Below are 15,409 nucleotides of genomic sequence, written 5' to 3' on the forward strand. Positions count from 1 at the left end.
AGTCTGTCTCTGGCCGTTGGTGGACAGACACTATAAGCCGTTGCCTCCACCTTCGCAGCCGGCGATGCAGCAGCATCAGGAGGTGGTACAGGGGTTTGTGCCATCTCCCTCGCCTCGCTCAAGGCTGCACCTGTGGCAGATCGCCGCTGGCCAGACGCACTTCCCACTCCGCATCCAACATGTCCTTGACCAGCTCCAGATGCTCCAGCCTGTGCTCGGTGATCGAGCCCAGTGCATCGATCAGCTCCAGAATCGTTCCCTTGCCCAGCTTGTAGGCGTCTTGTGCCATCTGGTGCAGCGGCGCAATCTGCGCCAGCCCTTCCTTCTCGTAGTCGCGCACGGCCGTTCGGCGCAGCGACAGCTGCTGCAAGGCGCGCTGCAGCTCGGACTGGGCGGCAAGCACAGCCGCATCGCGGCGCAGCTCGGCCTGATCGGCCTCGACCTTGGCGCGCTCGATGGGGCCTTGACGGCGGTCGAACAGCGGGATCTCCACGCTCACGCCCACCTGGTTGAAACTGCCGTCCACGCTGTTACGAATGCGGGCCAGACCAAAGGATGGCGTGGGCAATGCTTCACGCTGCTCCAGCTTGATTTTCTGGCGCGACCTGTCGAGCTCGGCCTGCGCGGCACGCAGACTCGGCAACTGGGTCTGCGCCTGGTTCCACAGCTGCTCGTAGCTGGCTGCCTTGCGAATGTCAGTGGCCTGCAGGCTGCCTTCCACACGCACCTGCCATTGCGGCAAGGCCGCAATGCTGGCCACGCGTGATGCTGCATCCCGCAAGGCGGCCTGAGCCTTGCTGACCTGCATGCTCATCTGTGCCTGTTGCAGGTTAAGGCGCGCGCCGTCATAGCGGCTGCGCGTGCCTGCTTCGATCTGGCCCTTGACGATGTTGCCGGCCTTCTCCAGCTCATCACGGGCAGCCAACCACACCTGATAGCGCTGCTGGGCCACCAGCAGCTCATTGAAGGCATGGGCTGCATCGCTCATGGTGACGGCGACCGCCACGTCGGCATTCGCCGCTGCGGCCTTCTCGCCCAGCCTGGCGTTCTCGATGCGCATGCCGCGCTGGCCGAAGATGGGGATGGCCTGCTCCACACCCCATTCCTTTTCTCCGCGCTTGCTGGAGTAGTGCATGGCGGGATTGGGTATGGTGGCAGCCGTTTTGCTGTCTGCCTTTGCCAGATCCAGCTGCATGCGATCTGCCGCCAGATTGGGCTGGTTCTGCACGACGATGCGCAGATATTCCTGCAGGGTCACAGGCTGTGCAGGGGCCGCCAGACGGCCCGCTGCAGCATTGCTCTGTGCGGCTGCATCCATAGCCTCGGCAGCATGGCCTATGCCGCTGAAAGCACCGCAGCACAGTGCTGCGGCCATGGCCAGAGAGTGCCACTTATTCATCTTGAGCGCTTTCATCACGTTCTTCCTGCGTCAACATGTTCTTGGGGCCCAGCAAGGCATACAGCACGGGCAGCAGCACCAGCGCCACCAGTGGCAGCACCACCATGCCGCCAACGATGACCGAGGCAAAGGGGCGCTGGGTTTCGCTACCCACGCCGGTAGACAGAGCCATGGGCAGCAGGCCCAGCAGCGCCAGCAGCGCCACCAGAATGATGGAGCGCATGCGCTCGGCTGCACCTTCGATCAGCGCCTGCATCAGGGGCATGCCCTGGCGGCGCAAATCCTCGACCGCAGAGACCACCAGCAAGCCCGCCAGAGCCACCTGACCCAGCAAGGCGATAAAGCCGATGGCCGCGCTGATGGACAGCTCGATGTGTGCCAGATGCAAGGCTGCGATGCCACCCACCATGGCGAACGGTGCGCACAGCAGGATGATGCCGGCGCTGCGGGCCTGGCCCAGCGCGCCGAACAACAGGGCATAGACGATGACCAGAGACAGCGGCACCACCACCTTCAGGCGTGCAGCCGCACGCTGCTGGTTCTCCCACTCGCCGCCCCAGACGGCCTGGTAGCCTTCGGGCAGCTTCACGTTCTGCTTGAAGGTGGCCAGCGTGTCCTTCACCACCGAGCCGATATCGCGGCCTTCCACGTTGAACTTGAGCGCCATATAGCGCGCATTGCCTTCGCGGAAAATGGAGGAGTTGCCGATCTTCATGCTGACCGTACCTACCGATCCCAGGGGGACCGAACCACCATCGGGCAGCGGTATGGCGATGTTGCGAATGCGCTCCTCGTCCATGCGGTCCACATAGGGCAGACGCACGCGCACCGGTACGGGGAATTCACCCTCCCACAGAGTGGTGGCCACATTGCCTGCCAGAGCCACTTCCAGCGTCTTTTGCGCGTCTTCCATGGCGATGCCCTGGCGTGCCAGCGCCTGGCGATCGAACTGCACATGCACCTGCGGTGCCGGAGCATCGCGATACAGATCCAGGTCAACCACTCCGTCGATGCCTTTCACCAGCGACTTGGTCTGCTGAAGAATGCCGCGCAGGGTGGGAATATCGGGGCCGAACAGCTTGAGTACCACCTGGCCGCGCGCCCCCGATGTGGACTCTTCCACGCTGTCGCGAATGGGCTGCGCAAAGTTGAAGGCCACGCCGGGAATTTCACCCAGCGTCGCACGCATTTCCTCGATCAGCGCGGGCTTGGTCAAGCCCTTGCGCCAATCGCCATGGGGCTTGAGGCGCACCAGCACCTTGGCAAGATTGAGCGTCTCGTTGTCGGTTCCCGATTCGGGGCGTCCCTGCTCCGTGGTGACGGTGATCACCTCGGGGAAGACCTTGAGACGCAGACGCACATCGCGCAGCACTTCCTGGCCTTTTTCCAGCGAGATGGAAGCAGGCATCTGCACCAGCACATAGGCATCGCCCTCATCGAGCTCGGGCAGGAACTCGGTGCCCAGCCATTTGGCTGAAACCCCGGCCACCACCAGCACGCTCACAAACACGGCAATCACGGCCGTGCGGCGCTTGGCTGCGCCCAGCACCTTGGCGATCCAGTGCTGGTAGCCATGATGCGCGCGGTCGAAGATCTTGGGCTCTTCCACCATCACGTGCTTGGGCTTGAGCATCAGGGCGCACAGCGCAGGCACCAGCCCCATGGCAAACACCAGCGCACCCAGCAGGGCAAAGCTGTAGGTCATGGCCAGCGGGCGGAAGATGCGGCCTTCGATGCTCTGCAGCGAGAACACGGGAATCAGCGCCGCAATCACGATGGCCATGGCGAACAGCGTGGGCTTGGCCACGGCAACGGCCGAATCCACAATGATGTGGCGCATGTCGTTCGCCGTCTGCGGCTTGCGCTGGCGTGCATTGCGGATGATGTTCTCGGCCAGCACCACGGCACCGTCCACCATGATGCCGAAGTCGATGGCTCCCATGGAGATCAGATTGGCGGGCATGCCCAGCCAGTGCAGGCCGATGAAGGCCACCAGCAGCGACAGCGGAATCACGGTGGCCACGATCAGCGAGCCACGCAGGCTGCGCAGGAACAGCCACAGCACGGCCACGATCAGCGTGGCCCCGAACAGCAGGTTGTGCTGCACGGTCTTGAGCGTATGGCCCACCAGATCGGAGCGGTCATAGTTCGTGACCATGTGCATGCCTTCAGGCAGACCGCCACTGTTGAGCTCATCGACCTTGGCATGAATGTCATCGAGCACGATGGAAGGGTTGGCGCCGCGCTTTAGCAGCACAATGCCCTGCACCACATCGTTCTGGTCGTCCATGCCCACCGAGCCCTGACGCGGCGTATGCGACTGCGCGACACGCGCCACGTCGCCGATGGTCACGGGAGCCTTGCCACGCATGGCAACGACCACATCCTGAATCTCCTGCGGATTGCGCAACAGGCCGATACCGCGAATGATGAAGGACTGTTCGCCGCGGCGCATCAGACCACCGCCGACGTTGCGGTTGGACTTGGACAGTGCATCGCTCACATCGTCCAGAGACAGGCCCAGGCTGTATAGCTTCTCGGGGTCCACTTCAACGTGGAACTCCTTGACGAAGCCGCCAATGCTCACCACGTCGGCCACGCCCTGCACCTGCTTGAGCACGCGCACCACATGCCATTCCTGCTCGGTGCGCAGCTGCGCCAGAGTGTGCCTGTCGCTTTGCAGGCGATAGTAGAAAATCTTGCCCAGCGGCGTGTAGTCAGGCGCCATTTCAGGCGTCACGCCGTTGGGCAGATCCGCCTGCGGCAGACGCTGCGAAACCTCGGCGCGCGCGGTGAAACTTTTCGCGTCGTCGTTGAAGACCAGGTTGATCATGGAGAGGCCGAAATAGCTCTCCGAGCGCAGCGATATCAGACCCGGCGTACCGTTGAGCTCACGCTCCAGCGGCTGGGTGATCTGGCGCTCCACTTCTTCAGGAGCCAGCCCCGGTGCCTGGGTGATCACGCCGACCTGCACATTGGTCACGTCAGGATAGGCTTCGATGGCCGTCTGCAGATAGGCGTAGACGCCATAGATGGCAATCGCCAGCGTGGCGCACAGCGCCAGCAGCCGGCGATGGACGACAAATGCAATAAATGAACGCAGCATGGTTCAGACTCCTGCCGGGACTACAGCAGCTGACTGGCCGCGCCGTCGAGCAGCAGGCCACCACGCACCACGATCTTCTCACCGACCTTGAGGCCGCTGATCACCGGCACCATGCCGCGCGATGGACGCCCCAGCGTCACCACGCGTGCCTCGAACTGGTTGTTCTCATGCTGCACATAGACCACGCTGCGGCTCTCATCCTTGATGAGCACGGCAGTGACGGGAATCAGCATCTCCTGCAGATTCGACAACTGCACGCCCACCTTGGCCTGCATGCCGGGACGCAGCACCGGGTTCTGTTCGCTCAGCTCCACCACCACGGCAGCGCGGCGCGACTCCTTGTCCAGCGTAGCCCCCAGATGACGGACCGTGCCCTTGATCGGCTTGGGCAGCTGCGGTACCTCGACCTGCACGGAACTGCCCAGACGAATGCCGGGCAGATCGGACTCGAATACCTCTGCGACCACATTCATGGCCTGGGGATCGCCAATCATGAACAGCGCCGCTCCCGGCTCGGCAGCAGTACCCACCACAGCCTTGCGCTCGGCCACGATGCCGGCACGCGGTGCGCGCAGCTCGATCCGATCGCCGCCACCGGAGCCCAGCAGCGCTGCCGTGCCCTGTGCACGACCAAGCTCCTGCGAGGTTTCACGCAGCTTGGCCTGCGCGGCACGCAGATCGACTTCCACGCCCACGCCCTTGTCCACCATGGTCTGCTGGCGCTGGGCTTCCACCACAGCCACGTCGTGTGCGGTCTTGGCCGCAGCCACGTCATAGCGGGTGCGCAGTGCATCGGGGCTGACCAGCGTCGCCAGCAAATCACCGGCCTTGACCATATCGCCCACATGCGCATTGACAGCCACGACACGCGCCGATAACGGCACTGCAACCGAAGCCACACGATCCTCGACAAACGCCACGTGCGCAGGAGCCCAGGCCATCTGCACCCCTTGCGGATCGGCCACGGGCGCGATCTCCAGCATCTTCACGGATTCCGGCTTGACCTGAATAAAGCCTTTGGGCAGCTGCGCAACCGGTTTCTTCGCTTCCTCGGTGGCCTTGGAGGCATCACAGCCACCCAACAGACCCGCCACGGCAATGGCCGCAGCCACCACCGGCAGTCTTGCCCATGTCCAGTTTGGTAAATGTGCCGCTCCCGGCAGTCCCACAAGGCTTTTGTTCATCGTTCACCCTTTTCCATGACTGGCAAGTGACGAGCTGGTCCGCGGCTTCACTTGCAGTGATGCCACCATGCTAGGAACAGCCCCCAGCTGCGTGGATGACACACGCATTACGGTTTGGTAAGACCGGACACAGGTACAAGCACGACCAGAGAGCAGCCGGGCCAGGGTTGAACAGGGAAATCAGCCTGCAGACTCGACGAATTGCCCGTTTTTCAGGCAATTCATTGACAGCATCTGTCAATTGCTCAAAAAACAGGCATTTTTCATGTATTTTTTCATACATGAGTATTAAAAGTAGCCAAAAATCGTGACCAAAGCCAAGGCCACGCCTGATCTCTGAATTCCTCAGAAAACACGATCAATCCATTGATAAGCAATGGATATCTACTATCAAAAGTAGAGCTTTGAAGTTATCCACGCAGTGGATAGATTGCGCCCCTCCCTCCTCCGCATCCCGGATTTCAACAGAAATGACCGCTCTGGCATACAAACCAGCGGCATGACCGTCATCAGTGGAAAATTCAGAGCCTGCATGCCTTCATGAGCAGATCCTTCGAACCTGTGGATAAACCGAGAACTCCATACCCTGCAAGAGCGATACAAGCCATGGATAAACTTACTCACAGCGCTTGAAAACTATGCAGATCCCGAAAAATCTCAGCAGTATCGAAATCTAGAAAAAGCTTTTTATTCATAAAAATTTAACAACCATATCCACAGACATGAATACATGGTTGTCTCCAGGATATGTACAGGCCAATTCTCGGATATCTCTGTGGATAAGTTTCTTGGTAACTACCATGGACGAAATCCACAACTACAATGAACAAGTCACATACAAGTGGTGGAAAAGTTTCATTGAAACCGCCCACTAGATACAAGCGCAGAACATACAAACTCCCCTGTTTTGTATGCCGTATCACATAAGAAATTCAATCTTATTTGATACATATCTCTGTACGAATACTTATAAAACGCCAAAGCACAGCGTCTTTGCGTCTCAAAAAACGCTGAAATGCATGAAAAAAAGTGGGCTGAAGAGGCCCTGAATTCCTTTGATGCCGTGGTCGGGGCCATGCCGGGGTTTCGCAGTCGTGATGGACAGCGAAAAATGGCGGCCCAGATCGCGCAAACGCTGAGCCAGGCCCAGCTCGGAAAAGTCGATGAAGGCGAGCCAGAACCGCGTCGTGCCATCGCTGTCGTGCAAGCCGGAACCGGGGTCGGAAAATCGCTGGCCTACAGCATTCCGGCCATTCGCATGGCGCTGTCGCGCGGCACGCGCGTGCTGATCTCCACAGCCACGGTGGCGCTACAGGAACAGCTGGTGAACAAGGATTTGCCGGCTCTGGCGCAAAAGCTGGACCAGCCATTCAAATTCGCACTGGCCAAGGGGCGTGGCCGCTTTGTCTGCAAACTCAAGCTGGAACGTCTGGCGAGCACGGGGGAAGCACAGGACGAGATGGACGATCTGTTTGGCGATGAGCAGGGCCAGACCAAGTTCAGCCGTCCTCAGCATGAACTGCAGGCCCGCATGCAGTTCTACAAATCCATGGCCGATGCGCTGGCCACGGAGGCCTGGAACGGCGACCGCGATTCGCTGGAGACCCCGCCTGAGGCCGAGGCCTGGAGCCCCGTGGCAGCCGAGTCCTCTTCATGCACCGGAAAGCACTGCCCGGCCTTCGGCAACTGCGTCTATTACGAACGCCGCAAAGACCTGGTGGCGGCGCAAGTCATTGTCGCCAATCATGATTTGCTGCTTTCCTCGCTGGGCTCCAAGCTGCTGCCCGAGCTGGACAATTGCCTGCTCGTGCTCGATGAGGCCCACCACCTGCCCTCCACGGCTCTGGACCAATTTGCCGGCGAGATGGATCTGAGCCGCCTGGGCTGGATCGACAAGCTGGCCAGCCGTGCGCTGCGCGTGAACCAGGTCGCCGAAGTCGAGGAACTGGCCGACGTGCCCAAGCATGCGGGTCAGCTGCGCCAGCAGATGCAGGAGCTGGCGCGACTGGTCATGGAGCACTACGGAGAGACTCTCAAATCGCAGAAAGACAGCTATGGGCCAGCCAGGGTACGGGCACCCCGCGGAATGCTGCCAGAGGCCCTTCTGGAGCCTCTGGGACAGATTGCGCACCATGCCGACGGCTTTCTGGATGCGCTGCGTGCCGTCTCCAAGGCCCTGCGTGCCGAAATCAAGGAACAACCCGAGGAAGCACAGCGCCTGTCCACCGTCTATGCGCAGGTAGGCGCCCTGGCGCCCAGGCTGGAAGCCATTTTCAACACCACGCAATTGCTGCTGCAGAACAACGAGAGCGATGGCGACGGCAAGATGGTGCCCCATGCCAAGTGGTTCACGCTGGAGATGGACGGCGAGTTCATCGTGGTCAAGGCCCATGCCAGCCCCATACAGCCCGGCTCCACCCTGCGCCAGCACCTGTGGTCGCAGGTACGCGGTGCGGTGCTGACATCCGCCACGCTGACCAGCTGCGGCCACTTCGACTTCTTTCTGCGCGAAGCGGGGCTGGCCAATGACGATTCCGTCACCACGCTGGAAGTGCCCAGCCCATTCGACTATGCGCGCCAGGGCACTCTGGTGGCCCGTGAAACGGCCTCAGACCCGCGCGAAGCCGCCCGCTTTACCGAGGAGATGGTCGAGGCCCTGCTGAACGATCTGAGCCGCATAGAGGCCGGCGCACTGGTCCTGTTCACATCCCGCGAGCAGATGCGCCAGGCCGTGGATGCGCTTTCCACCAGCATGCGCAACCAGGTGCTGGTGCAGACCGCCCTGCCCCGCCAGACTCTGCTGGCACGCCATCGTGAGGCCGTGGCGATGGGCGAGCCCTCCATCATCTTCGGCATGCAGTCCTTTGGCGAAGGACTGGACCTGCCCGGAGCGCTCTGCGAGTCCCTGTTCATCACCAAGCTGCCCTTTGCTCCGCCCGATGACCCTGTTGGCGAGGCAAGAGCCGAATGGCTGCGCAGCAGCGGCCGCAACCCCTTCAACGAGCTGGTGGTGCCGGCCACGGCCATTCGCCTGGCCCAGTGGGTAGGCCGTGCCATCCGGACCGAGGAAGACCAGGCCCATGTGTACTGCTATGACCGCCGCCTGACGGGCACCAGCTACGGCCAATTGCTCATCAAGGGCCTGCCGCCCTTCACGCTGCAACGGCGCCCTGTTTCAATGCCTTGAAGTCCTGAGCGAAGCGCGCCTTTCACACTGCTGATCCAAGGCCGTTTCGCTGCTCTTTTGCGCCATTCCTGAGGCAGGTTTTCAGCGCTCCAGGCCTTTGCAGCATGGCTCTTTTCTGCACTGCTGCAGCGCCCTTCCTGCGCACGTTCACTCAGTCCCGGCGCACTCCGCGCAGTTGTAATTTTTCTAACAGTTGCCGGGCAATGCGAGACGGCATCCGTCTTGCAGGACTGGCAACCCGCAAGGTCTTGCCCGAAGCGGCGCAGCCGGGCAGGTGCGCTGCATACCCCATGGTTGTTGAGCAACTCCGGATTTCAGACCTGTCGGTATTGGCGGGTGCCGCACTTTCCCAGTGCTTGCCATATCTGGTCCGGGTCTTGCTCCACCGACAAGCGAAAAGTTCTTTTAAAACAAGGATCTATAGATCATTGAATTTTTTTGAATGAGTAGGGCGCAATCATGGCTGATATCGATTGCACGCACTTCTGGCCAGTTTCCCCCAGCTGTTCATAACATTCTGTGGATAACAGTCGCTTCAAAGACTCTTCAATGGGAATTTATCCCCACCTCCGATCATTGAGGAGGCGCATCTTACGCCAATTTTTCGAGATCTGGCGCGTCAATTTTCCCAAAGCCCTTTTTTTCTGAACTTCCCTCTGAATCAAAGGGATTGGAGCGCCTGATCAGCTGCAGTTTTGCATGGCCCGGGCTCTTGCCTGCGACTTTGCCTTCAGTTGTTCTTTAGAAGTTTTATAAAAATATAGTCGTAGTAGTAAGACTTGGCATCTGGTGTTGATAACTTTAAAAACTCAAGGCAAATCAAGCATCTTGCGTAATGACAAACATGGAGACAAATGACGGTTGCTGCTGTCCTCGATCCATGAACAACTTGGCCTTCTTCCATATTTTTGTGGAAAACATGAAAGTTGATATCTGCTTATCCACAGAAATCCATTTTTCTGTTGATGGGCAATAAATTCTCTTTATCCGTTGATATATATACTCTGTTAGCTATTATTTTTATAGTGAACAACTGATGAAGACATGCTTGAGCACATCGGATGTCAAGGGTGTGATGTAGCAAGAACTTCTTGAAGCCGATCTGATCAGCCTCTTTTTTTATTCAGACCATCTACGATTGCTGTGTACACTTCGGCCAAAGTTGTTATTTCTAGTCTTATCTTTTTACTTAGTAGTAATAGTAAGTAGTCCACTTAATTGTTGATAAGTAATTAAGTTAATTTAAAATCAATAACTTAGACTTTTCCAAAGTCTGTGCCCTTACATGGGCTGCCGATGTCATTGATTTGGGAACAACTTTCCAGAAGCCAGCCTGGCTGTGGAAAACAGAAAATTTCCTTGGCTTTTATCACCATGTTTATTCACAGGCCGTGCAACCGCTGCAAAGCATGAAAAAAGCCGCCCGTTGAGCGGCCAGGTCAACCCGGATAGCGCTGCCCCGGGAATTCAGAAGTGGCGTGCGTATCGCAGCTGAAGAAAGTTCTCTCCCGGATTGGGGCGCTTGATGCCTGCATTGGACTGGTGCTCGAAGCGCAGGCTGATCTCGTTTTTCAGTTGCTCGCCAAACAGGTAGCCGATGCCTATATGGCTGGCAAAGTTGTAGCGGGTCGAAAATTCCTTGTGATCGGTGATGAAGCGGTGGTTGATGGCATAGCTCACGCCCAGGCCGGCTTGCAGGAACCAGGGAGACTGGCCTTGAGAGGGGCGCCAGCGCAATGTGGGTTGTGCTCCCAGAACCCAGGTTGAACGATTGCCGCCCTGATAGTCGGCCGACCAGCGGCTGACAGAGAGATCCCAGTAACCCGTCATCCGACCCGAGCCAAGGGCGTAGCTCCAGTTCCAGGGGAGGATGACGCCGCCTGTCCAGCTGTCGGTGCTGTGCTCCGCCGAGCCGTATTGCAGATAGAGGCCGGTCGTCGATGCTTGAACAGGCTGTGCATGAAGCATGGGGCTGCCCAGGCTGATCAGCATCGGGATTACGAGATTCGTTGCCAATTGCAGTTTTTTCATGTCAATTGCCATCTAAATGTTTTGAATCTGGTCGCGACATCAATGCTTGGGTCATGCCTGGATTTCGCTCCCTCTGTGGATATGAATTTAGAAGCTTGTGAATAAATGTTCTGTCGGCAAGCGCTTGCGTTGGTAGTCAGCCAATTGATATCGAAATGAAAAAAGCCCCCGGTCATGACGACCGGGGGCTTTTATGGAGAAGGCGATTGAACTCGGCTTACTTTGCCGCAGGGGCTGGAGCTGCGGGACGCTCCTGGCCGGGTTTGCCGCCATGATGGCCATGATGGTGCTCACCGCGCTGGTGATGCATGTGCAGGGTGGCCGCATCGAAGGTCTTTTTCTGCTCGGCATTGAGCTGGGCGTAGAAGGCCTTGGTGGCTTCGGCACGGCGGTCCATTTCCGCCATGCGCTTGCCGCGCATTTCACGCATCTTGTCGATGCGCTCGGGCGTGGTCAGCTTGGCAAAGGCTTCGCGGTCGCCGGGGGCAGGGCGTTCACCGGGCTTCATGGCCTGGGTGTAGGTGGTCCAGGCAGTTTGCTGCGCAGGCGTCAGCTTCAGATCGGCCTTGAGTTTTTCCATGCGCTGCTTCATATGCTCCATGCGGTCGCCGCGCTTGTCACCACGCTGGTGCTTGTGCGGCTCTGGCGCTTTCTGGGCTGCGGCAGGCTGCTCGGCGGCAGCGGTGGTCTGGGCAAAGCTGGGCAGGCTCAGCGAGGCGAGCAGGGCGGTTGCCACAGCGGCGCTGGTCAATGTCTGGCGAAAGCGGGTCATGTCTGTTTCCTTTTCGGTTGAAGTGGAAGAAGTGGCCGCCTGGTCTTGCTCCTGAATGGGCATTCGGTAGCGGATGACTGAAGTGTGGACCCCCCATGTTTCTGAGACGTGAGGTTTTGCAGCCGCTCTGTAAAGATTTGATAAGTTTGAGTGGCTGCGACTGCGCAACAATGCATGCATGGGCTGCATTGGCGGCCGATTTTTTTCCGCGAGATCCAGCTGCAGGAGCTGGCGACGATTGAAGGTTTAGCAAAGGTTTTTGATGTTCAAGAACATGATTGTTTATCGCATTGCCGAGAGCTGGCAGGGCGATCTGCAGCAGCTCGAAGATGCGCTGCAAAAGACGGTGTTTGAGGAGTGCGGTGCGACCCAGGAGCGTTCCGTGGGCTGGGTGCCGCCGCGCGGCGAGGCCCATGGCCCGCTGGCGGAAAGCGTGGCCGGACAGTGGGTGATGCGCTTCATGAGCGAGTCCAAGATGCTGCCGGCCAGCGTGCTCAACCGCAAGGTCAACGAGAAGGCCGAGCACATCGAAAAGACCGAGGGCCGCAAGCCCGGCAAGAAGGAGAAGAAAGAGCTCAAGGACGAGGCCAAGCTGGACCTGCTGCCCATGGCCTTCACCAAGCAGGGAGCCATGTGGGTCTGGATCGATGCGCAGGCGCGCACGCTGGTGCTCGATACCAGTGCACAAGGCCGTGCCGACGAGATCGTGACGCTGTTGGTCGAAGGCCTGCCGGGCTTTGCGGTGGCGCTGCTGGATACGCAGACCAGTCCGCAGGCCGCCATGGCGCACTGGCTGATAACGCAGGAGCCGCCTGCAGGTTTTTCCATAGACCGCGAGTGCGAGCTCAAGGCCGCCGATGAGTCCAAGGCCGTGGTGCGCTATGCGCGCCACCCGCTCGATATCGACGAGGTGCGCCAGCATATCGAGCATGGAAAGTTGCCGACCAAGCTGGCCATGACCTGGGACGACCGCGTGAGCTTTGTGCTCAGCGAAGGTCTGCAGATCAAGAAGATCGCGTTGCTCGACGCAGTGATGGACGGCAACAGCCAGGACGATGGCGGTTTCGATACCGATGTGGCGATTGCCACGGGCGAGCTCTCGCGCCTGATTCCCGATCTGATCGAGGCGCTGGGCGGGGAAGGGCGCACGGGCCTGGGCGACGGCCTGCCTGCATCGCTGTCGTCGGCTCCTGCCGCAGAAACTCTGCCCGTGCGTCTGGCACAGGGGCGGAGCCAGGGGACGGTCACCGGGCCGGCCACGGCGCCCGCCGATACGGCCCCGGAAGAGGCACCGTTTTGACGCTATTTATGCTGTAGCTGTCTGCGCTTTCCAGGCAATGAATTCAGTATTTATTAATGCTGAAATCAAGCACTAGAAAGCGCAAGAAGCTATCAAAAAAGGCCTGCCAGATCACTCTGGCAGGCCTTTTTCATGGGCATTTCAGGTTCCCGGAAACGCGGGGATCAGACGCGCTCGAAAATCGCGGCGATACCCTGGCCGCCGCCGATGCACATGGTCACCAGCGCATAGCGGCCGCCAGTGCGCTGCAGCTCGTAGAGCGCCTTGGTGGTGATGATGGCGCCGGTGGCACCCACAGGGTGGCCCAGGGAGATGCCGGAGCCGTTGGGGTTGACCTTGGCAGGGTCCAGAGCGAGCTCCTGAATCACGGCGCAGGCCTGGGCGGCGAAGGCTTCGTTGGCTTCGATCACGTCCATCTGTTCGATCTTCAGACCGGTGCGTGCCAGCACCTTCTGCGTGGCTGGGACCGGGCCGATGCCCATGTATGCGGGCTCGACGCCGGCGTGGGCGTAGCCGACCAGGCGGGCAATGGGCTTGGCACCGGAAGACTTCAGTGCCTGCTCGCTCATCATCAGCACGGCAGCCGCGCCATCGTTGATGCCGGAGGCGTTGCCGGCGGTGACCGTGCCGCCTTCCTTCTTGAACGCGGGCTTCATGCCGGCCAGGGTGTCCAGCGTGGTGGCCGCGCGCACATGTTCGTCGGTGTCGAACAGCACCACGCCCTTGCGACTGGCAATCTCCACGGGAACGATCTGCTCCTTGAAGCGGCCGGCCTCGATGGCGGCAGCGGCGCGCTGCTGGCTGATGACGGCCAGCTCGTCCTGCATCACGCGGCTGATCTTGTAGCGCTCGGCCACGTTTTCAGCGGTGATGCCCATATGCATTTTTTGCCAGGGATCGTGCAGGATGCCCAGCATGTAGTCGATGCTCTTGGCATCGCCCATGCGTGCGCCCCAGCGCGCGGACATGTCGAAGTAGGGGCCGCGGCTCATGGATTCGGAGCCGGCGCCAATGGCCACTTCGCAGTCGCCCAGCGCAATCGATTGAGCTGCCGAGACGATGGCCTGCAGGCCAGAGCCGCACAGGCGGTTGACGTTGAAGGCAGGGGTTTCGATGGGGCAGCCGGCGTCCACCGCCGCCACGCGGGACAGGTAGGCGTCGCGCGTGTCGGTGGGGATGACGTTGCCCATCACCACATGACCCACGGTGTCGGCAGCGATGCCGGCACGCGCGATGGCGGCCTTGACCACGGTGGTGGCCAGCTGTGCGTTGGGAACGTCCTTGAGGCTGCCGCCAAAAGTGCCGATGGCCGTGCGCGCGGCGCTGACAACGAAGATGTCTCTGGTGCTCATGGTTTGTCTCCTGCATCGCGTCGGCAATGCTTGTGCTTGAGTGATTTGAAAAGATGAATGAGAGCAACCGCATTCATCGCACAGAGTATTCTGCAGTATTTGCTGCAGTGCAACATGTCTCGTTGTTGACGCTGCCCTGCGTGGGCGGCGATGGTTTCACGTGAAACCCGCAAGCCGCCTCAGGCTGCAGCCCTGCGCCTGCTTCTCGGAGTGGGAGCCCTGGGCTCGTGATGGGCCGGCGTCAGGTCGGTGTCCGCGCTGGCCAGGTCGTCGAGGATGGGGCAGTCAGGCCTGTCATCGCCGTGGCAGCAATGCACCAGAGTCTGCAGTGTGCGCTGCATGGACTGCATGGCGGCAATGCGCTCGGTCAGAGTGGCGATGTGCTTTTGCGCAATGGCCTTGACCTGGCTGCTGGCGCGGCCCTGGTCCTGCCACAGGCCGAGCAGGGTGGCGATCTCGTCCATGGAAAAGCCGAGATCGCGCCCGCGGCGGATGAAGCGCAGCGCATGCACATCGGCTTCGGTGTACTGGCGATAGCCGCTGTCGGTGCGGTGCACGGGTGGCAGCAGGCCCAGTGACTCGTAGTGACGCACCATGCGCGCAGAAACCCCGGCGCGGCGTGCAGCCTCGCCGATGACGACAGGCCAGTTCTGAGCGATTTTTTGTGTCGATGGGTGGTTGGGCATGGACGATCCTGAAAAAACGCGCCAGCGGCCTTCTGATGGCTCGCGTGAGGTGCTGGCGCGGTAGGGGAGGCTGCGCTCAGGCTACCTTGTAGCCCTCTTCGGCAATGGCGGCTGCCACGGCCTCGCGGCTGGCGCCGGTTTCGACTTCCACTCGGTTGGCGGCGCGGTCGATCTTGATCTGCGCCTGGGCATCGACGCCCTGGATGGCATTGGTGACGGCGCGTTCGCAGTGGCCGCAGGTCATGCCTTGAACTTCAAAAACTTGTTGCATGGATGGCTCCTTCAGAAAGTGAGTCGACCGGACTGGCGGACTCCATGTCTTGAATGGTTAACCCTAACATCATGGCAAGGTCAAGCCTTTGACAAGACATGAAGCCGGCAGGGTTGATAAG

10 protein-coding genes are annotated in these 15,409 nt (G+C 60.0%); 2 read left to right on the forward strand and 8 right to left on the reverse strand.

The window, feature by feature from the left end; all coding sequences use genetic code 11:
- Positions 1–118: 118 nt before the first annotated feature.
- The 3 genes from MPZ60_RS00110 to MPZ60_RS00120 are packed head-to-tail and all read right to left on the reverse strand — an operon-like array spanning position 119 to position 5,689.
- Positions 119–1,414, reverse strand: a complete 1,296-nt coding sequence (locus tag MPZ60_RS00110; protein WP_034351142.1) for a TolC family protein — start codon at positions 1,412–1,414, stop codon at positions 119–121.
- A complete protein-coding gene (locus MPZ60_RS00115; RefSeq protein ID WP_012836546.1) occupies positions 1,392–4,505 on the reverse strand; it encodes an efflux RND transporter permease subunit in 3,114 nt (1,037 codons plus the stop codon). Before MPZ60_RS00115 ends, MPZ60_RS00110 begins: the two co-directional genes overlap by 23 nt.
- 20 nt (positions 4,506–4,525) lie before the next feature.
- Positions 4,526–5,689, reverse strand: a complete 1,164-nt coding sequence (locus tag MPZ60_RS00120; protein ID WP_034347924.1) for an efflux RND transporter periplasmic adaptor subunit — start codon at positions 5,687–5,689, stop codon at positions 4,526–4,528.
- A gap of 1,015 nt (positions 5,690–6,704) precedes the next feature.
- Here MPZ60_RS00120 and dinG point away from each other — a divergent pair.
- On the forward strand, positions 6,705–8,876 hold the full coding sequence (gene dinG, locus MPZ60_RS00125) for an ATP-dependent DNA helicase DinG (RefSeq protein ID WP_072248247.1): 2,172 nt from the start codon (positions 6,705–6,707) through the stop codon (positions 8,874–8,876).
- Between the two features lie 1,467 nt (positions 8,877–10,343).
- Here dinG and MPZ60_RS00130 read toward each other — a convergent pair.
- Positions 10,344–10,907, reverse strand: a complete 564-nt coding sequence (locus MPZ60_RS00130; protein ID WP_034351557.1) for an acyloxyacyl hydrolase — start codon at positions 10,905–10,907, stop codon at positions 10,344–10,346.
- A 217-nt stretch (positions 10,908–11,124) separates the two neighbouring features.
- Positions 11,125–11,679, reverse strand: a complete 555-nt coding sequence (locus MPZ60_RS00135) for a Spy/CpxP family protein refolding chaperone (protein ID WP_034351558.1) — start codon at positions 11,677–11,679, stop codon at positions 11,125–11,127.
- Positions 11,680–11,941: 262 nt separating this feature from the next.
- On the opposite strand from MPZ60_RS00135, the gene MPZ60_RS00140 reads away from it, so the two are divergent.
- Positions 11,942–12,979, forward strand: coding sequence for a recombination-associated protein RdgC (locus MPZ60_RS00140; protein WP_034351145.1), 1,038 nt, complete (start codon positions 11,942–11,944; stop codon positions 12,977–12,979).
- 164 nt (positions 12,980–13,143) lie between these two features.
- Here MPZ60_RS00140 and MPZ60_RS00145 read toward each other — a convergent pair whose 3' ends face one another.
- The 3 genes from MPZ60_RS00145 to MPZ60_RS00155 all read right to left on the reverse strand — a co-directional run bounded on the left by MPZ60_RS00145 (position 13,144) and on the right by MPZ60_RS00155 (position 15,288).
- Positions 13,144–14,331 carry an acetyl-CoA C-acyltransferase family protein gene (locus MPZ60_RS00145; RefSeq protein ID WP_003072098.1) on the reverse strand — a complete coding sequence of 396 codons (1,188 nt, stop codon included), beginning with the start codon at positions 14,329–14,331 and terminating at the stop codon, positions 13,144–13,146.
- Between the two features lie 179 nt (positions 14,332–14,510).
- Positions 14,511–15,017 (reverse strand): Cu(I)-responsive transcriptional regulator, encoded by a 507-nt coding sequence (gene cueR / locus MPZ60_RS00150; protein ID WP_034351148.1) that lies wholly within the window; start codon positions 15,015–15,017, stop codon positions 14,511–14,513.
- Positions 15,018–15,093: 76 nt separating this feature from the next.
- A complete protein-coding gene (locus tag MPZ60_RS00155; protein WP_012836553.1) occupies positions 15,094–15,288 on the reverse strand; it encodes a heavy-metal-associated domain-containing protein in 195 nt (64 codons plus the stop codon).
- Between the last annotated feature and the right edge of the window lie 121 nt (positions 15,289–15,409).

It is taken from the genome of Comamonas sp. 7D-2 (assembly GCF_022749555.1).
Classification (GTDB): domain Bacteria; phylum Pseudomonadota; class Gammaproteobacteria; order Burkholderiales; family Burkholderiaceae_C; genus Comamonas; species Comamonas thiooxydans.